Origin of the sequence: Butyricimonas sp. RTP31003st1_G1_RTP31003_210430, from assembly GCF_040920905.1 — a bacterium.
Classification (GTDB): domain Bacteria; phylum Bacteroidota; class Bacteroidia; order Bacteroidales; family Marinifilaceae; genus Butyricimonas; species Butyricimonas paravirosa.
Window position 1 is genome coordinate 1 of record NZ_JBCOSQ010000083.1, and the last position, 19713, is coordinate 19713.

15 protein-coding genes are annotated in these 19713 nt (G+C 44.3%); 3 read left to right on the plus strand and 12 right to left on the minus strand.

Features of this window, described 5'->3' with window-relative positions; translation table 11 throughout:
- Positions 1-30: 30 nt before the first annotated feature.
- From AB5542_RS18715 to AB5542_RS18760, 10 genes are all read right to left on the minus strand, one after another.
- Entirely contained in the window at positions 31-261 is a 231-nt protein-coding gene (locus AB5542_RS18715; RefSeq protein WP_368243329.1) for a PLDc N-terminal domain-containing protein, read from the minus strand.
- 126 nt (positions 262-387) lie between these two features.
- Complete coding sequence (locus AB5542_RS18720) at positions 388-2562, minus strand: TlpA family protein disulfide reductase (protein WP_279037694.1); 2175 nt, start codon at positions 2560-2562, stop codon at positions 388-390.
- Between the two features lie 2 nt (positions 2563-2564).
- A complete protein-coding gene (locus AB5542_RS18725) occupies positions 2565-4106 on the minus strand; it encodes a PKD-like family lipoprotein (protein ID WP_279037691.1) in 1542 nt (513 codons plus the stop codon).
- 24 nt (positions 4107-4130) lie between these two features.
- The gene (locus tag AB5542_RS18730) at positions 4131-4991 is read right to left on the minus strand and encodes a DUF4843 domain-containing protein (RefSeq protein ID WP_279037689.1); all 861 of its coding nucleotides are present in this window, start codon (positions 4989-4991) and stop codon (positions 4131-4133) included.
- Positions 4992-5023: 32 nt separating this feature from the next.
- A complete protein-coding gene (locus AB5542_RS18735) occupies positions 5024-6502 on the minus strand; it encodes a RagB/SusD family nutrient uptake outer membrane protein (RefSeq protein WP_279037687.1) in 1479 nt (492 codons plus the stop codon).
- Between the two features lie 20 nt (positions 6503-6522).
- The gene (locus tag AB5542_RS18740; RefSeq protein ID WP_087421300.1) at positions 6523-9834 is read right to left on the minus strand and encodes a SusC/RagA family TonB-linked outer membrane protein; all 3312 of its coding nucleotides are present in this window, start codon (positions 9832-9834) and stop codon (positions 6523-6525) included.
- A 136-nt stretch (positions 9835-9970) separates the two neighbouring features.
- Positions 9971-11128: a FecR family protein gene (locus AB5542_RS18745; RefSeq protein ID WP_279037683.1), complete on the minus strand. Its 1158-nt coding sequence runs from the start codon at positions 11126-11128 to the stop codon at positions 9971-9973.
- A 69-nt stretch (positions 11129-11197) separates the two neighbouring features.
- Entirely contained in the window at positions 11198-11758 is a 561-nt protein-coding gene (locus AB5542_RS18750; RefSeq protein WP_158572041.1) for an RNA polymerase sigma factor, read from the minus strand.
- Between the two features lie 387 nt (positions 11759-12145).
- Entirely contained in the window at positions 12146-13771 is a 1626-nt protein-coding gene (locus AB5542_RS18755; protein ID WP_087420929.1) for a sodium/sugar symporter, read from the minus strand.
- Positions 13772-13795: 24 nt separating this feature from the next.
- The gene (locus tag AB5542_RS18760) at positions 13796-14950 is read right to left on the minus strand and encodes a galactokinase (RefSeq protein ID WP_279037679.1); all 1155 of its coding nucleotides are present in this window, start codon (positions 14948-14950) and stop codon (positions 13796-13798) included.
- A 148-nt stretch (positions 14951-15098) separates the two neighbouring features.
- On the opposite strand from AB5542_RS18760, the gene AB5542_RS18765 reads away from it, so the two are divergent.
- A complete protein-coding gene (locus tag AB5542_RS18765) occupies positions 15099-16115 on the plus strand; it encodes an aldose epimerase family protein (RefSeq protein WP_279037677.1) in 1017 nt (338 codons plus the stop codon).
- Between the two features lie 10 nt (positions 16116-16125).
- Here AB5542_RS18765 and AB5542_RS18770 read toward each other — a convergent pair whose 3' ends face one another.
- Both AB5542_RS18770 and AB5542_RS18775 read right to left on the minus strand, forming a co-directional pair.
- Positions 16126-17676, minus strand: coding sequence for a DHA2 family efflux MFS transporter permease subunit (locus AB5542_RS18770; RefSeq protein WP_279037674.1), 1551 nt, complete (start codon positions 17674-17676; stop codon positions 16126-16128).
- Positions 17677-17678: 2 nt separating this feature from the next.
- Entirely contained in the window at positions 17679-18356 is a 678-nt protein-coding gene (locus AB5542_RS18775) for an efflux RND transporter periplasmic adaptor subunit (protein ID WP_279037671.1), read from the minus strand.
- 271 nt (positions 18357-18627) lie between these two features.
- Between AB5542_RS18775 and AB5542_RS18780 the strand changes: the two genes are divergently transcribed.
- Positions 18628-19047, plus strand: coding sequence for a hypothetical protein (locus AB5542_RS18780; RefSeq protein ID WP_118304454.1), 420 nt, complete (start codon positions 18628-18630; stop codon positions 19045-19047).
- A partial coding sequence (locus AB5542_RS18785) for a phosphoadenosine phosphosulfate reductase family protein (protein ID WP_368243332.1) occupies positions 19022-19713 on the plus strand: 692 nt, incomplete at its 3' end. The genes AB5542_RS18780 and AB5542_RS18785, both read left to right, overlap by 26 nt.

The following is a 19713-nucleotide window of genomic DNA, read 5'->3' on the forward strand; positions in this document are numbered from 1 at the left end:
TTCAATTAAGGTAATTAATCATTCTGGAATTCAAATCGTTATAAAGAATTTACCAACTATTTTTGGCCACATGGCCGAAATATCAAATTTTCTTCTTTTTCTACTTGATAAAAATAAATAATAAATGATGATGCCTACAATGGGCAATAAAATGATACACAAAGTGAACACAACTTTATTAATCGGGTCTAAATCATTTCTTCTTAAAACTGAAAATAGACCTAAAACATCAACAACAATCAAGATTAACAGAACATACATAATCTAAATATTAAAATACAGTTAATTCTCCAACCTTCTTGGTAACATTATACCATCATTACATTGAAAGAGCAACTATCAATAACATAAATATCGTTATTCCTGCAAAATAATAATTTTTCATATTCAATCAATTATTTTCTCCAAAATCTCCCCCGCATCAACCATTCCCCCTACCATTCGTGAAACCACGACACCATTGGGATCAATTAATACCTTCGTCGGAAACGAGGAAATATTAAATAAACGTACCACGTCATACTCGTCCCGTCCCTCGTTATTCAATATTTGAGTCCACGTCATTCCATCCTCTTTAACTGCCGTCTTCCAAAGTTTCCGGGCCTCGTTCAAATCTTTCACGTTCTCTTGGGCCACGTTGATAAAAACGACCTGTTTTTTGTACTTTTCATACAACTCTTTCAAATGAGGATGCGATGCCCGGCAAGGTCCGCACCAGCTTCCCCAGAAGTCCAGCAACACGTACTTTCCCCGTAACTTTTCAAGAGACACCGTTTTCCCGTTCATATCTTTCTTCACGAAATTCTTTGCCGGTTGCCCCGTTCTAGAATCCTTACTCCGCTCCAGACGCTGCGCGATCACCCGCCCGTAGGGACTTACTTTCAAGTTTTCGGGGAAACGGTTATAAATATCTTCGGCCTCGTTCTCGTCAAACCAGATGTAATGTTCCCACAACTCCATCACCGAGATAAAACTATTCGGATTCTCCCGGATAAATGCCATGACCCGACGTTTTCCCGCATCCCATGACGCTTGGAACTCGTCCGGGTAATCCCGAATATCACCACCACGAATAATATTATCCATCACCAGTTGGTTGTAATCCCGCTCGTCTGCCTCCAACAGATCATAATTCAGACGAACAAAATCATGAGAAATCGATCCGCCTCTTTGCCATTCCAACTCGGCTACCTTCCCTTTCTCTGCATCAACCTTCACCACGGCAGCCTCTCCCGGAACAACGATAAAGTTGAAATGAGGATAATAATCATTCCCTCTTGCCGTGGGACAAGCTAGTTCTTCACACAACAAACGTACACTCGCGGCCACCGTATCTCGTCCCGCAAGGCTAATATCTATCATGTGATTATCGAACTCGTAATCTTCCCGTTCAAACTTTCCACGCAAGAAGTAAGAAACCGTCACTTTCCCTTTCTTCACCCCATCTATGGAGGCCCGCAGGCGGTATTCCTTCTTTCCCTCAAGATTCAACAGCGTCATGTAAAGCACTCGCCGATTCGTATTTTCAAACTCATCCAGATGATCCCGGAGTAACCCGGCCGCCAAAGTCTTTATAGCGTCATTCTCTTCTTGCAAGGCCCCCAAACCAAGCAATATGGAAAAACGATCCTTGGATTCCAGCGAGGCAAACTTTTCCCGGCAAATATCCAGATAAGCCTTCAAATCACCTTCCCAACGAACCCTCGCAATCTCATCCAGTTCCGACATACAACCGGGATTCGCCAAAGCGGCCTTCTGAATCTTTGTTTCCAAATCCTGCAAAGCCTTTAAGTTTTCTCCCGTATCCGGGACTCCCTTCGCCATCACGAAAGGGATCATCTCTTGCCGTAGCCAATTATACAACAAAGGCTCGACAACCTCTTCTCCGTTTGCCTTGATAAAACGATCTTTGTTAGCAAACACGTAATCGGCCTTCGGATCCTTGTAACTCAACGTGTAACGGGTATAAAGAAAGAAGTTTTCCGGTTTCACTCTCTTCTTATCCGATAGTTTATCAAAATACTCCTGTACAACCTTTCCACCGATCTCCCCGTTTCCCGTCTCCATCTGTAACAAAGCATACTCGTTCACCAACTCCGGTGTACGCTCTCCCTTCTCGTAACGACGTGTCAAACCTTCAGGCGACCATTTAGGATCAATTCCTTTCCTAATCTTGTCGACAAACTCATCCGCCGGACGGGCTCCTGCCGTTCGATAAACTTCCGTCCCATCCGCCCGTAACACCACGAATGTCGGGTAAGCCTTCACTTGATATTTCTTTGCCAACTCTACTCCTTCACCCTTCTCCGCATCCACTTTCAGATTCACAAACGTCCGGTTAAAATACTCGCCGACCTGATCTTGGGTAAATACCTCCGAAGACATCATCTTACACGGTCCGCACCACGTCGTGTAGAAGTCAATGAATATCATCTTCTTCTCTTTCACCGCAACAACCTGCGCCTCCTTCATCGTCAACGACTTAAAATCAACTCCCTGAGCAAAAGATGACAGCGGTAAAATTACCGCTATCATCCAGAATAATATTAAATTTTTTCTCATACTTATTTCGTACTATTTCTCCAATCCATATCTTTCACCTTCACTAAATCCGTCCAATGACAACGCTCATCTGGTGTCAATTCAAATTTATTCTGATCCGTCCCTAACACATACTTCTGTAAAGTTCCCCCTGTCGTACTGTTATATGTCGCTATATACAAATCATTATACGTTGTATTCGACTGAATATCAAATTTCAACATAGTGATTTCATCATCCAGTTCCATCTTATACAATTTTTCATACCCCTTATTGTAATCATACGCATACAAGGTCTTTCCCACGGCATAAAGGAACATTGAACGTTTTGACGAAAAAGCAAACAATTTTGCATCATTTATCCCGGTCGCCAAAGAAGAATTTATGGCATAATAAGCTCGTTTATAAGCATTACTATAAGCATAGAACTTATAAATATGAAATTGATTGGTTTCAGTATCTTTCATCAAGGCAAATGAATTTCCGTTAGAACTTCCCCCCTCCGTATCCATCGTATTCTCTGCATACCATAACACCCGACCTTCCGGTTGAATCCACGGGAAAATATCTCCCGTTCCATCAGACAACTCTCGAGAATAAGTGTCAAACGTTCCAAAACGCAAGAAACGATTATCGTCCGTATCATAAAGCACCGCACCATACACGTACCCCGGAGACGAGAATATATAGGGATAAGCTTTGAACAACACATCCTGAGATTTTGAAGCCCTATTCATCGGATTCGGATAATACTCGCCACTATAAAGAGACACCATGAAAACATATCCGTTATCACAAACAACCATACGATTCGTGGACATATTTCCAGCTCTATTTTTAGCAATCATGTGTACGGGATTCAATTGCTCCGGCATTTCAAAACTTGAATAGACCATACGTTCGAAAGTATTTAAAGGATCGCCCTCAAATGTCGTCGTATTCACGTAATAGGAACGATCCTCCGTAGCAACCCATAATTTCACATACGGGTCCATAGACGCAGTATAAGCACTCGTGTACATAATACTTTTTGCTCCTCGCATAGGTGGCAATCCATTATTTGACAATAGGTTCTTCAACACGATCGTGTCACCCGGCATGGCAATCATGTCCACGTTCACGAATCCATCCTCATCATCCCCAATCAAAAGGAATCCACGGGCAACCTCCGTTCTCACGACTAAAGAGGTATAATTCATCCACAATAGTCCGGTTTGCTTATCCCTCACTTTCAAATAAAGGGCGTAAGATCCCGGGTAAAGCTCCATAAAATACTTCAACTCCCGTTCCGTTCCTATCACTTCGCTAGAAAGATCACTAGCCACTCCCGGAACAGCTTTCCACTCATACTCATATCTATCGGGTGTTAAACTGTCTAGTGAAAATAATAGCTTGGGTTTAATTTTCAGTGTATCTTTTTTAAAGATCATACTATAACCATCCCCCAGCTCGTCTATCACAATCTCATTCACCTCCGTGTAATCATAAGATCCCTTATCATCATAACAAGAAATTACGACACATGAAAAGGCTAACATCAAAAACAATATTATATTTCGTCTCATAACATACTATTTTATACATTCAACCTATTGTTCTGGTACCCAAGGTACTCCCACGACAGACGTCCAAGATACTCCCATGAACCACATCAAACGTCCATCATCCTCCAATACTGGAGTTCCTTTATCATAAAGCTCTTGTAGATAGTTAGCCATATGCTCTTGAATCACGGCTTGTTTCGCTCCCGGCATAGTTGCTTCAGTTTGAAAGTCTTCATACGTCAAATCAAACTGGTCACAAATCAACTTGTACTTCTTTACCGTGAAAACTCCCCAACGTCCACTTTCCGTATCTCCCGGCTGATCGTATATTCCCCCGATCCAACGAGCCGGTTTCACGATAAAGTCACTCATGATAATCTTATGCACGGAGGCATCAAATTCACTAGAACCTTCGCTAGACCACATTCCGGCTAACTTGCCCCATTCGGGAATACCGATAATAAAATCATTCGTTGGAAGGAGTCTTAAACCCAGCACTTTTTCAACCTCCATAATATTCTCGTTTCTTTTCAAATGGATAACCACATCCGCATAAGTCTGTCCGGCTTTAATCACCTGCATCTCCTCAAACGGTTCATAATTCTGATTCACCACAGCTGTGGTAGAATCTTTATCAACCACCATCTGGAAAGTCCGATCATAATCCTTCACTCTTCCGGTTGACATCACTCTCACTTTCACCTCGTATGTATCTCCCAAAATGTTCACAAATTCGACGGGTGTGTAAGACTGGTTTGCCCATTTCGTCGTGTCTCCCCACTCGGCACCCCATTGCACGTAAAAGTAAACACCTTCTTCCCCATCATAATCTTTCACCTCTTTTTCACAACTGATCATTCCGATAGCCGCCCAAAAAAGAGCGATCATATATATTATCTTTTTCATATTCATGTCTTTTTAGTAAAACTATATTCCGTTTACTCCGCCCGCTGGCTCGTTTCACTATCCGGTAAGGGGAACACGTAACTATCCAAAGAAATATTCTTTATACTATTCACCGTACCTCCATCCGGGATGTGTTGCAAAGCATTCCGTTTATAATAGAAAAACAACTGTCCCTCACCAATAAATTCTCTCACATACTCGGCCCGAATCAAACTCTTTAACTCTTCCGCGGAAGATGCATTTTGATTCACGCAATTACGACTAAAACGCAACGGGTTAAAATACTTGTCTAAAGCCGTTTGTACATTAGTTTCACATTCTGCCGCAATCAAGTACAATTCACTCATCCGAATCAGCGGAGTCATATAACGATAAGCCTCCGACCCCGTCCGGGTTTCATCCATATACTTGATAAAATAGGTTACTTCCCGGTTATTCTCCACGGTAGATTCCCACATACGATAACGATAATCATTCTTATCATCATACGTTTCATTAACCCTACCCGTTGCCAGATCTCCCGCCATCGTCAATATACTCGTTGTCGCCAATGTCGGTACGAACAACGTCTTGTAAACAACATCCGGGCGAGAAGTATTGTAAAGAGAGAACAGTACCTCCGGGGAGAACACCCGGTCTGAATTAGCCTCCATGTAATCGGCATCAATCAATGGAAATAAAGGCGTATTCTTATCACTAACCTTTTCTATCACGGTTCGGGCATACTCGCCAGCCTTCTGCGTGTTTCCACTCCACAAATAGGCACGTGCCATTAAAGCATTTATTGCAAAATAATTCAACCGATACTGACGATAATTCATATCATTTGAACCAACCTCCTCCCCGTAATTCTTTGCCCCTTCGGTAATCACCGGATCAACCGTCAACAATAGACTGGCAGCCGTTTCCAAATCTTTAATAATATAACTCATCACGCTATCTGCCCGTAATAGAGGCTGCACGACACGATCCGCCACCGTCATATAAGGCATACAAACAGTTTCTTTACCGGTAGCCGACCAGATCGGACCGAACATTCTCAACAGATCCAAATGCATCATCGCCCGCAAGCCAATAGCTTCACCTTTAATCATACGATAATACTCGTCCGGTAGCACAGAATTTCCATTGCCACAATGCTCTATGATAGCGTTACAATTTGCAATCATAGTGTACAATCCTGACCAAATATTATCAATCTGAGTTTTATAAGTAGCATCCTCGTAGGAATAATCCATATAACGGGCATAAGCGTGATCTGCAATATTACAATTATAATATTGCGCCATCACGTCAATCATTCCCATTGTCAGATTACGACCGTACAAAGACGTCTTGTTCAATTCCGAATACACGCCATTTAGTGCGGTCATGAATCCCTCCTTATCCTTAAATAAGGTATTATCCATAATTCTATCTTCCGGGTCCACTTCCAGCCATGAATTACATGACACGAGTAATAATACCAACCCCGTGGCGAATACTGATTTTATCTTTTTTATTGCATTCATAATCAATCTACTTTAAGTCATTAAAACCTCACACCAAGGGAAAAAGCCACCGTACGGGCAAACGGGTAATCCAATCCCCGCTCATTTTTCACCGTGGAAATTCGGAATATATCATTCATGTACCCACGAATTGTCATGGAAGACGCTCCTATATACCTTAGCCATTTTGCTTGAGTCTCGTAACCCAAAGAAATAGACTCACCACTCAACGTGTTTTCATCCGCAACAAAACGAGAAGACATCGGGGTCGTTTCGGTCAATGAAATAGCTTTAAACTTACTCACGTCCCCCGGCTTTTGCCAACGATCGTACAAGGCCCGTTTATCCTGATTATACTTCAAAGCATTATCAGAAATATTCTCTACTTTATCATATAACGTGGATAAAAATATCTGACCACCTAACCGATACCGTAAATTAATTGAGGCCGTGAACCCTTTATAATAGAATGAAGTCCCGATAACACCTTCTACCTTAGGATCGGAATTTCCCACGACAACTTCATCCGCATAATCATGTACAAAAGTCTGCGTTCCATCCTTCTTGATAAAAATTTCCCGTCCGGTTGCCGGATCAATACCGGCGGAACGTACCGCCCATAAATCAGAAGGACTACCGCCATCGTAATATCTTGTCAGATTCGAACTTCTGTTATCTTGATTGTATTTATCCAAAGAATTCCCGATATTTTTATATTCGGACGTGATATGTCTGGCGTTCAGGTTAAAATTCCAATTCATATGCTCTTTCTGTAATATCGTGTAATTCAACACGGCTGTCACTCCCTCCGTCACCTGTTTACCCAGATTCATCGGGGCTGTACTCGATCCCGTGGATGAAGGCATCTGCACGTAAACTAATAGAGGGTCGGTATTTTTAATGAAATAATCTACCGTTACCTTCAACCTGTTTTTCAAGAAAGCCATGTCAATCCCGTAGTTCTGATCAATCGTCTTCTGCCACTCCAGATTATTGTTTCCCCAAGTAGAGATTACAGCACTTAATCCGAATGGATTAGGATAAGCGGTAGAATACCCGTACACGTTCATCGAAATATAAGCATCGAAATTTTGGTTTCCGGGATTACCGATAGAAAAACGCAACTTCAAATAGTTAATCCAATCCTGTCCTTTAAAGAAAGCCTCGTTATGCACGTTCCAACCTAATCCAATGGCCCAAGTAGTCGTAAATTGCTGTGATAACCCGAAAACGGATGATCCGTCCGAACGAAAATTCGCATCCAGTAAATAGCGATTATCATAAGCATAACCGGCATTTAGATAATAACTAGCCGACCGTTTTTCCGTGTTGGAATAGTTCGGTTTGCCCCCGGAAGGATACCCCGTAGAAAAAGACGGATTAGAATAACGATCATCAATAAATCCCCTTGAAACAAAGCCACTCGATTTGGCCTGATTAGACGCTAAACGTATACCACCCACGGCATTTACCATATGTTTCTCATTAAATAACTTTCCGTAAGTCACATTAAAATCACCGTCGTAACTCAAGTTCTCTTCATTCGTTTCCGTGTAAGTTCCTTTCTCCGTAGACTCGGCACCGACAAAATCAGAGGCTTTCGGAGATTTAAACACTTCCGCTTTTGCAGATGATTTACTAATACTGAAACGTCCCTTTACCCGTAACTCATCATATACTCGCCAGTCGATCTCGAAATTATTTCTGAATCCGAAAGAACGACTCTCGTTTGAACTATTCAATATCATATCATACAACGGATTATACACGTTCAGAGTCTTCAGATATGAAGATGAATTAATGTCAGAATCCGTGTAAGTTTCCATAACTTGATCCGGCTCTCCATACTCGTTCAACTTCCGATGATACGGGTTCGCCCGGGAGAACTCAGAAAAGGACACATTCTCACGAGAAGACATCGTGTAATCCAGATTCAAATAGTTCGTAAACGCCACGGTTTTATAACGATACATCAACCTCACGTTACCATTCAACACATCACGATCAGAACCTTTCATCACACCTTGTGTCTTATTATAACTGAAACCAATCCCGTAACGCATCCGGTCATCCCCTCCCTCTGCAAAAAGATTATGACTATGAGAAGTTGCAAACCGCAAAGGTTCACTCATCCAGTAAGTATCAACCCCTCGTTTCACTTCCGCCAAACGCTGATAGTACAATTGCTGGTATCCCTCCGACACGATCTCTCCATTAACATCTAAATCTCCATAATACCCAGCTAAACGTTCAAACTCTAATTTCTCTGCAGAATTCATCAAATTATAATCAGACAAATCTGCAAACGTGAAATTCAAATTTCCGTTATAATTCAACCTGAGCGTCCCTGCTGCCGGAGCCTTTGTTTCCACCACAACAACCCCGTTGGCAGCCTTTGCACCGTAAATAGCCGTGGCTGCGGCATCTTTCAGTACCGTAATACTCTCCACTCGATCCATACTCAAATCACTAATTGTAGCTAACGTCGTCTCAAAACCGTCCAATATAAACAACGGTTGATTCGGGTCTGTCTCGTACTCCTGTGTCAAACCAATCACGCTTGTTTTACCACGCACGTTAATATCCGGCAAACGGTTGGGGTCAGAACCAAACTGATTGTTCTCCATAATGGCAAAAGAAGGGTCCATCGTCTTCAGACTCTGCAACACGTTCGTGTTACCGATCGTCTTTAATTCCTTCGCCGTATAAGTTGTCGACGATCCAGTGAAACTCTCTTTCTTACGAGAATAAATACCCGTCACGACAACCTCGTCCAGTCCCTGTACTTCTTCTTTCAATACAACGGTCCACTCTCCGCTTTTTGGAATATTTTTATAAGAAATTGTTTGAGAAACCATCCCAATAAAAGAAAATACAAGTTCAGCGTGAGTTGTATCAGTAACAACAATTGAAAACTCTCCTTCCAATCCCGTCGTTACGCCTAACGTTGTCCCTTTTATTAATACCGTTACCCCCGGTAGCGGATGTTTTCCCTCATCAACCACTTTTCCTTTTACGGTCACGGCTTTTTTATCCGTACCACGAGTAGACTGTTCCGTCTTAGCCACGATCACCACGATATTATCCTCGATATAAAAATCGAGAGACGTTCCTTCCAGACATTTTTTCAGAATATGCGTCACGTTATCAGAGGTAACATTCACGGAAATCTTCCCCACGTTCTTCACCACTTGATCATTGTACACGAAGGTGTACCCCATTTTCTGTTTAATTTCGTTAAAAGCAACTTGTAATTCCACGTTGTCCAGTTTGATCGTCGTTCGTTGACCCAGCGCTGTGGCCGTGAACGAGACAAACGTCATCAGTAGGGACAACATTGTTAACCTCATCATCAACAAAAAATTCCCATGGGCTCGCCTAAAAAACCCACTCGTTCTGATTTTTTTCATAACTTTGTATCATTAAAATTTCACATTGTGCCTCAGGCACCTTACTTAAACGGGGGATGGTCCAGATCTCCCGTTTTTTCTATTTTACAGTCACCGTATGGCCATCCACGGAGATAGTCACCATGCCAGTTCGTTCAATTAATCTCAATACTTTATTAAAATCATCAAATCGTTGCATCTCGATCGTGAAACACTCGTTCATCACCGCCGGATTCTCGAAAATAACCTGCACGTCATACCAGCGAGATAGTTCCTCCATGATATTTTTCAAGGAAACATGAACAAAATGGAATTTCCCCTCATGCCATGCCACGTAAGGAGCCACATCCACGTCAAGCACTTCAAGATCGTTTGTACCCGGAGCCTCAAAAGCTTGTTGACCCGGTTTCAACAGCACAGTGTTATCCGCCCCCTTCACCTGTACACGTCCTTTCACCAGAGTTGTCGCCCGGGAAGACCCGCCATACGCACGAATATTAAATTCAGTTCCGAGTACCCGAACCGTGTAGTCTTTCTCCACCTCCACGATAAAAGGTTTCGCCTCATCATGTTTCACGTCAAAATAAAGCTCCCCCTTCGCGTACACTTTCCGTTCCTTCCCTGTAAACACGGTCGGGAAACGAAGAGACGATTCCGCATTTAACCATACCACCGTTCCGTCGGGCAGCACGACTTTATACTCTCCCCCTCTCGGAATCCGGATTTCGCTGTATTGGGCCGCACTTATTTCCGCACTATCACTTTTGTAGGTCAACGTCCCTCGTTCATTCACGAACCGGCCACCTTCAAACAACTGTAAGTCACAAATACTGTCTTTACCCAAATCGACCACTTTGCCATCAGGTAAATAAAGCTGTGCCGTTGATACTCCCGGAACAATTCGCTCTTGCCGTAGCTCCGGCACTCCCGGTTCTACCTGCCGCATATTCAAGTACATTATCCCGATCAAAAGAGGAACCATCAATGAAGCTGCCACCGCCCAGCGACGCATCACAAGACGACGACGCAACCCGGTAGCCCGTTCCAAACGGAGCCACGTTTTCTCCCTTCCTTTATCCAGTCGATCAAAATAGAACGACTTTTCCAGCATATTCTCCTTGTTGCAAATTTTCTCGAACAATTCCCTATGCCTTCCTTCACGTAACCAGGATTCGAGCATTTCCCGTTCAGACGCAGAGAGTTCCCCACGTAAAAAACGATAAATAACAAGCTCTATCCTAGGATCAATTTTCTCCATTTTTCAAAAATTTCCCCTAAAACGTGAACACCTCCCCACAGGGTGACACCCTTTGTAAAAAAAAATTCTTTAAACGCCCAAAAGAAGTAATAACAACCACTGAATACCCTTCAACCGTTCCCGCAACACCCTGTAAGCACGCAATTTAATCGTCTTCACCGTGTTCACGGAAACCCCTAACTCTTTCGCAATTTCAGGATTGGAAAGGCCCTCCATCGTCAGAATCACGACCCGACGAGATCGCTCCGACAAATCCTTTATCGCATCGTACACCATCGCGTGGACCTCCTCTTCAAGAATAAATTCTTCCTCCCCCTCTTCCGTGAGCCACAGGATTAATTCCGGCTCATTGCGACGTTGCACTTTTTGGTGACGCAGGTAATCCAAACAAGCATTTCTAACACTCATATACAGGAAACTTTTAATTGCCGCAACAAAATAAAAGTCCGCCCGTTTCTCCCACACCTTCAGGAAAGCATCTTGCACGAAATCTTCAACAATCTCATCGTCCTCGATATACTGGAAACCGTACGACTTCACGGGGAGATAGTATCGATCAAAAATCTCCTTGAAAATCACACCATTTCCAGCCCGGAACTTTTTTATTAGAACATCCTCTGATTTCGTCAAAACAATAAGTACTAATTACAAGAAACACTTACTTTACATGAACTCAAAGTTAATATTTTCTTTCTTTCAATACAACTCCCTTAACAATTTTAATGACAATATCTTGCCTTTAAAGGGCAAAACATGCTGAAGAACATACCAGAGGAGACGAGGTCGCTTCCCAAAATTAGTTTACCAAACTTACCTGCTTATAGTAAACCACATCCCCGACAAGACAGGATGAGATAAGGCAGAAAACGGGGATCAACTTCAGTACACTCTCGGTATTCCTTCGCTACTCCCTCGCTCGTGAGCGAGCGTGTACCGACCGTGCGAGGAAAATAAATCGGGGGTAAAGGCTTATCACACCCTTTACCCCCCAAAACATCTTTTCGTTCTCTTCCTAAATCACCAACAAGCCGTATAAATCACGGCTAACAAAATACAAATCACGTAAGCACAAATATTAAATACCTTATCGGTTTTGAACATTTCAGAGGTCAACACCAAGCCTTTCGGGTCGTCATCCGTCTTGCAGGTAGCCAAACTAACCATACCGATTGTTACCATCGTCAACAAGAACGTGTACATCATCTGATCGAGGAACGGCATTTCGATGGGCAGGAACTTCAACAACAACGCCACGGGAATAGAGATCAGCACTCCGATTATAGCCCCCCGGTTCGTAGTCTTCTTCCAGAACAATCCCATCAGGAAGACGGCCAGTATACCGGGGCTCACTAACCCCGTGTACTCTTGAATATACACGAACATCTGATCGAAATTAGCCATCATAGGAGCAATCAAACCCGCAATCACCAACGCCACGGCTGCCGTGATCCGTCCCACACTCACTAATTTTTTGTGCGAGGCCTCCCGATCCATGTAAGGTTTATAAATATCCATCGTAAATATGGTAGAAGTCGAATTCAGCATGGAGGCCAACGAAGAAACAATAGCCGCTGCCAATGCCGCCAGCACCAAACCCTTCAAACCCGTGGGTACAAACGTCCCGATCAGCCACGGATAGGCTTTATCATTTCCTCCCGTCATCTCGAACATTGCCGTCACGGACGGGTCTTTAGACTCGGTGTACATCACGAAAGCCACGATTCCCGGAATAACCACAATCAAAGGCACGATCAATTTCAGAAACGCCGCAAAAGCAATACCTCGTTGAGCCTCTTTCAATGACTTGGCCGCCAACGTCCGCTGGATGATGTATTGATTGAACCCCCAATAATAGAGGTTTGCCACCCATAAACCACCGATAAGCACGGCAATACCCGGCAGGTTTTTAAACTCCGGGTTATCCTTCGAGATAATCATATGGAACTTATCGCCCGCCGTGTCCACGACGTGGTTAAATCCCTCCACGACACCGCCACCGGGCAACACGTTATCCAAAGCGATAAGCGTGGTTATAACGCCCCCGACGATCAACAAGGCCACCTGAATCACATCCGTCCAAGCCACTGCCGACAATCCCCCGTAAATGGAATATGCCGCGGCAACAAAGGCCAGCCCGACAATGGCAGGAATGAACAACTCCCCGTTACCCGTACCAATAATCGTATCAATAGCTTTTGCCCCCAGGAAAAGCACTGAAGTCAGGTTCACGAAAATAAACAAGGCGATCCAGAAAACGGCAAGAATAGTCTTCAGGTTTGTCGAAAAACGTTTTTCCACGAATTCGGGGATCGTGTAAAGCCCCTGTTTGATAAATATAGGTAAAAAGAATTTACCCACGATGATCAAGGTCAAGGCTGCCATAAACTCATACGAGGCAATGGCCAGTCCCACAGCGAACCCCGATCCGGACATCCCGATAAATTGTTCGGCAGAGATATTCGCCGCAATCAACGAGGCCCCGATAGCCCACCATGGTAATGATTTGCTCGCAAGGAAATAATCCTCCGTTGTCTTCTGCACGCCTTTTTTACCTCTTGACACCCACAATCCCACGGCGATAATCATTAAGGCATACGCCCCGAAAATGAAATAATCCCAGAACTCAAAACTCGTGTTCAACATTTTTCCAATTGTTATGGTTTATACTTAGTAGATTTTCCTCACGCCATCACCAATGTCCGCCACGTAAAACTCGGCATTCAATCCAATTTTATCATGATACACGGGAGCCAACTTCTCGATAAATTCCTGCACGCTGTCCTCTTTCACAAGGCTCACGGTGCAACCACCGAAACCGCCCCCCGTGATCCGGGACCCCAGCACACCCGGCAACTTCTGCCCTTCCTCCGCCAGCGTATCCATCTCGACACCGGTAACCTCGTAATCTTCCTTCAATGACCGATGCGATGCGTTCATCAATTCCCCGAAACGAACCAAATCCCCCTTTTGCAACACGTCAATGGCCTCGTTCACCCTAGCGTTCTCCGAGACGGCATGACGAGCCCGGCGATAAACGGTTTCATCAGAAATCAGATGCCGCACCCACTCCAATTCTTCCTCGCTCAAATCACACAGATGTTTCAAGTTCAGTCCTTGATTTATATCGGCCAAAGCCTGTTCACACTGGCTCCGCCGCACGTTATACTCGGAAGTAACTAGATCATGGTTCTTATTTGAATTGGTGATTACCAATTTATACCCATTGAGGTTTAGCGGGATCAAATCATAATCCAAAGTACCGCAATCCAGCGCAATAGCGTGTCCCTTCTTTCCCATACCCACGGCAAACTGATCCATAATCCCGCAATTCATGCCCACGAAGACATTCTCTGCCCGTTGTGACATTTTCACCAACTCCACCACGTCCAGCCCGGCATTCAACTGATCGTTCAACATAAACGCCGTCACGACCTCTATCGAAGCTGACGAGGATAACCCGGCCCCATTCGGAATATCCCCGAAATACAGGATGTTAAAACCCCACGGGTCAAGCCCCCGATCCGAGAACTCCTTCACCACGCCCAAAGGATATTTCACCCATTCACTGGGTTTATTCTCAAAAATACTTTGATCACATTCCACTTGAAAAGTTTGGTTCATACTAGCGAAAGCAATCTTCCGATCATCCCGACGAGCCACGGCCAGATAAGTCCCGAAACTTAACGCACACGGGAACACCCGTCCCCCGTTATAATCAATATGTTCCCCGATTAGATTTACCCGTCCGGGAGCAAAGTACAGATGTTCAACCTTTGTCCCGTAAATCTCCTCAAATCTTTTTTCCAACACGCTTGTATCCATTTTAATTAATTTAAAATTTAGAATTTAAAATGGGGTCTAACGCCATATGTCTACAAAGTTAAAGTATTTTCTTTAAAATTTTATATTCAACACGAATGAAAATTACATTCTATTGCTTATTTTTATGAGTCGATTAAAATCATGGATCATGGAATTGAAAGAATATATTCTCAAGAATGAATGCCTTGAAATTCACGTATGTAATCTCGGCGGGATTATAAAAAACATATTTGTACGCGATTGCAGGTGGAAACTTGTAGACGTGGTTTTAGGATTTGATACCCTTGAACAATATATTGACCCGGAGTACCGGAAAAATTACCCTTATTTCGGGGCGCTCATCGGACGCTATGGTAACCGCATCAAAGGCGGAGAGATCACGATTGACGACACGACTTACACGTTGAACAAGAATGAAAAAGAAAATACCCTCCACGGGGGAACGCCCGGATTCGATCAACGTCTTTGGGACGCAGAACAACCGGACAACGAACATCTCATTCTGCACTACACTAGCCCGGACGGGGAGAACGGTTTCCCCGGTACACTGGACGTCACGGTTCGTTATTCCATTGAAAACAACGTGTTCCGGGTGATTTACGAGGCTAGTTGCGATCAACCGACACACGTGAATCTCACGCAACACCCCTATTTCAATCTAAGGCCTACCGACGAGAATATCGGGAATCACGAACTACGGCTTTATACCTCCCACTATCTGGAAACAACTCCTGATTTAATCCCAACGGGAACTGTCCTCTCGACAGACAAAAAACACGCTTTCGATTTCAACAAACCGCTTTTCCTCGCCTTGCAGGAAGACGGGTTGGATGATTGCTACACGTTCGGAGATCCGATAGAACCCCAACTCATGGCCGAGTTGTCCCACCCGAAAAACGGGATCACGGTCACCATCCTGTCGGATTACCCCGGCTTGCAGGTTTACACGGGTAAATACATCGACGTGGCCAACGGGAAAGGCGGAAAGCATTACGGTCCCTATTCGGGAATTGCTCTAGAGACACAAATGCTCCCGGACAGTCCCCACCATCCTTGTTTTCCTTCCACCCGTTTGAACCCGGGCGAACGGTATCTTCACAAAACGATCTACTCGTTCAACTGTATCAGCGTGGAAGAAGACTACGAGGACGAAACCGAGGGATAAATCGATAGATTTATTTTCGTTTGGTTTTTAAGAAGAACATCGGGATCACGGCCAATAACGTAGTAACGAATGCCACGAAAAACACATCGTTAATCCCACTGATATAGGCCTCCATGTCCACGTGCTCAAGTATATATTGTTTCGCATAGGACACGGATTCCGCACGTCCCAATCCACCACTCGAACTAAAAAAGCGGCTTAACCCATCCACCACGTTCAAGTAAGTCTCTCCCGTGTAAGCAATGGCCTCGTGATAACGTTCCGTGTGATACGTCTGTCGCTGGCTCAACAAATGGCTGAACATGGCCACCCCGAAACTTCCCCCGATTTGCCGCACTATGTTCGTCACGCTCGACGCTTGAGCCATCTGTTGGTTACTGATTTGCCGCAAAGAGACGTTGAGCAAGGGCGGGTAAAGAATCCCTAACCCGACTCCCCGCAAATAGAGGCTGATCATGATGTACCACTTATCGGTCAGAAAGGAAAAGGAGTAATTCATGTAAAAACTGGTACATAACAAGAACAATCCCAACACGATCACGACCTTTGGGTTTACCCACCGGGAAGCATTTCCGGCCAACGGGGATGCCACCGCTTGTAGAAATCCCACGGGCAGGAAGAACAAACCCGTCTGGTAGGCCGAATACCCCAGCGAATCCTGCATATACAAGGGAATCAGAAAAGTACTCCCGAACATCCCGATCCCGAATATAAACACGATCAGGTTCGCCAGCGAGAAATTGTGATCCTTGAATATCTTGAGATTAATCATAGGATGTTTTACCGTCAATTCCGTGTACAGGAATAACACGAAACTAACCACTGCCACCCACATACATCCCAACACCAACGGGCTGGACCACCCTTTCGTGTTCGTACTTGAGGTCACCTCAGACAGACCATACAGGAAAACGGGCAAAAACACGGCAGACGTGATAAAACCCGGTATATCAAACTTCTGCCTCATACCCGTCTTGTACTCCTGTTGCACGATCATCGTGTATATGATACTGAATATCCCGATAGGAATATTCACGAAAAAGATATAATTCCAATTCAGATTATCCACGAGATAGCCACCGATAAGCGGACCAAAGGAAACAGAGGCAGCCGAGGCGATCGCCCAGAACCCGAGCGCCATACCCCGTTGCTCCACCGGGAAAACGGTCGTTACCACAGCCATCCCCACGGGCATCAGCAAACCACCCCCGATTCCTTGGAATATACGCCAGAATACCAGTTCCCCGATAGCCGTGGAATTGCCACACATGAACGAACCCACTGTAAATACTGTCAACGAGAAAATAAAGATTCGCTTGTAACCGAAACGATCAGACAGCCCCCCTGCAGCCGGAAGAATGGTTGCCATGGAAAGCATGTAGCCCGTCAAAATCCATTCGGCACTATTCATCGACGCCCCAAGCGTTCCCATAATCACGGGTAAACCCGTGTTGACTACCGTGGAATCAAGCACGGCCATAAACGTGGTCAACATGACGTTAAACAGCACGAGCCACTTGTAACTTCCTCCACCGATCGGTGTTGCGGTAACGACATTCATGGTCACTCCTTCTCGATTTTAACCGTTGCAGACATACCTGAAACCAACTTCACCCGAGCCTTTTGCCCGTCATCACCTTCAACCCTATCAATAGAGATCTTCAACGGTATGCGTTGGGTTACTTTCGTGAAATTACCGGATGCATTATTCGGTGGGACAAGGGCGAATTCCGAGGCCGTGTTGTCCCCGATGTAATACACCCGTCCCTCGAAAGTTAGCTTATCGTAAGCATCCAAAGTGAATTGAGCTTTCTGCCCGAGATAAATCTCCTTAAACTTCGTTTCCTCCAAGTAAACCGCTACCCAAATATCTGTTCCCCGATTCAGGGTAAACGCAGTCTGTCCCGCCTCAATCCGATCTCCCGGTAGAACCCAACGTTTTCCGACAACGCCATCAACGGGAGCCATCACCGTACAAGCGTTATCGTCAAGAATAAACAACGTGTCACCCTGTTTCACGGCATCCCCCTCCATCGCGTACAAACGGGTCACTTGTCCCGCCACCGGAGCCGAAACACTCACTCGAAACGAATCGAGATTCGCATCGTCCGTGCGGATATACTTCCTGTAATCCAGCCACCACAAAACGGCAACCACGATTGCCACGATGATAAAGATAATCAGGAATATAATCTTCCTCTTCTCCCCTTTACCGGAGACTGTTGTTGTAGTATCTGCCATAAATCGAGTTTAGTTTAGTTAGAATTAAAATATTCACCTTATAAACGTCAAGACAAGCCGTTAGGTTATAATCACAATACAGGAATCGACAACAAGAGCTGCAAACAAATGAAAAAGAGAATACAAATTACTTTTCCGGATATTTCACATAAGAAACAGATGATAATATACACGTTCGACATTTACTTTGTAAAGCCTATATTAAAAGGTTTATTTATTATTCTTTTGAATCATTGCTTAATTTTATTAGTTTTGCAAAAAGCGATCGGTAATGGACATAGAAAAATTACATGGTACGGACCCTCGGTTATACCAACTCGTGGCACCGTTGGTAATGAGCATTCCCGTACTCCGGTACAATAACAACTATCCGTTCAAGACCTCCGTCCACCACAAATGGCTTGTGGCAACAGAGAAGGGAGTGGTGAAAGGTTTCATGCCTATTGACATAAAGAGTACGGGCGCCTGTATTGATAATTATTACGTATCAGGAGGCAATTCCTTGTTACTATCCGCCTTGATTGACTTCGCAAAAAAAGAATTTGCAGGGGAACAACCTCTTTTTGCCGTTTCCCACACCCGAGATGCAGAAACCTTCAAAACAAACGGTTTTATAGTTTCAAAAGAGTGGAAATTGTATATAAAAATGGTATATCCTCCAGCTTATGAGAATAAAAAAAAGTGTGTATGATGTCGTGCAAAACCGACTAGAACGAATTTTTTCTGATTTTGATAACGTGTACGTGTCTTTTTCCGGCGGCAAAGACAGCGGGGTTTTACTAAACCTCTGTATTGACTATATCCGTCAGCATAAACTAAAACGGAAACTGGGCGTTTTTCACATGGACTACGAAGTGCAGTACAACGAGACGATCCGGTACGTGGACCGCACGCTCGCCGATAACGCCGACTTACTGGAAGTCTACCGGGTATGCATCCCGTTCAAAGTCTCCACGTGTACTTCCATGTACCAGCGTTTCTGGCGCCCGTGGGAAGACAATTTACGAGATCTGTGGGTCAGGGATATGCCCGAAATATGCTACCGCAAAGAAGATTTTGATTTCTACACGGAAGAGATGTGGGACTACGATTTTCAAGTCAAATTTGCAGAATGGTATCACCGGAAGAAAAACGCTCAACGTACTTGTTGCCTCATCGGGATTCGCACGCAAGAAAGCTACCATCGCTGGCAAGCCATCCACCGGGACAGGAATTACCACAGTTACAAGCACTTGAAATGGACTCACAAAGTAACAGCAAATATCTTTAACGCCTACCCCATATACGACTGGCTTACCACGGACATCTGGACCGCCAACGGAAAATTTCAATGGGACTACAACCACTTGTATGATCT

Excerpts from the sequence above, each read along its gene's own strand:
- AB5542_RS18715 (WP_368243329.1), bottom strand. The coding sequence starts at position 261 with ATGTATGTTCTGTTAATCTTGATTGTTGTTGATGTTTTAGGTCTATTT.
- AB5542_RS18720 (WP_279037694.1), bottom strand. The coding sequence starts at position 2,562 with ATGAGAAAAAATTTAATATTATTCTGGATGATAGCGGTAATTTTACCG.
- AB5542_RS18725 (WP_279037691.1), bottom strand. The coding sequence starts at position 4,106 with ATGAGACGAAATATAATATTGTTTTTGATGTTAGCCTTTTCATGTGTC.
- AB5542_RS18730 (WP_279037689.1), bottom strand. The coding sequence starts at position 4,991 with ATGAAAAAGATAATATATATGATCGCTCTTTTTTGGGCGGCTATCGGA.
- AB5542_RS18735 (WP_279037687.1), bottom strand. The coding sequence starts at position 6,502 with ATGAATGCAATAAAAAAGATAAAATCAGTATTCGCCACGGGGTTGGTA.
- AB5542_RS18740 (WP_087421300.1), bottom strand. The coding sequence starts at position 9,834 with ATGATGAGGTTAACAATGTTGTCCCTACTGATGACGTTTGTCTCGTTC.
- AB5542_RS18745 (WP_279037683.1), bottom strand. The coding sequence starts at position 11,128 with ATGGAGAAAATTGATCCTAGGATAGAGCTTGTTATTTATCGTTTTTTA.
- AB5542_RS18755 (WP_087420929.1), bottom strand. The coding sequence starts at position 13,771 with ATGTTGAACACGAGTTTTGAGTTCTGGGATTATTTCATTTTCGGGGCG.
- AB5542_RS18760 (WP_279037679.1), bottom strand. The coding sequence starts at position 14,950 with ATGGATACAAGCGTGTTGGAAAAAAGATTTGAGGAGATTTACGGGACA.
- AB5542_RS18765 (WP_279037677.1), top strand. The coding sequence starts at position 15,099 with ATGGAATTGAAAGAATATATTCTCAAGAATGAATGCCTTGAAATTCAC.
- AB5542_RS18770 (WP_279037674.1), bottom strand. The coding sequence starts at position 17,676 with ATGAATGTCGTTACCGCAACACCGATCGGTGGAGGAAGTTACAAGTGG.
- AB5542_RS18775 (WP_279037671.1), bottom strand. The coding sequence starts at position 18,356 with ATGGCAGATACTACAACAACAGTCTCCGGTAAAGGGGAGAAGAGGAAG.
- AB5542_RS18780 (WP_118304454.1), top strand. The coding sequence starts at position 18,628 with ATGGACATAGAAAAATTACATGGTACGGACCCTCGGTTATACCAACTC.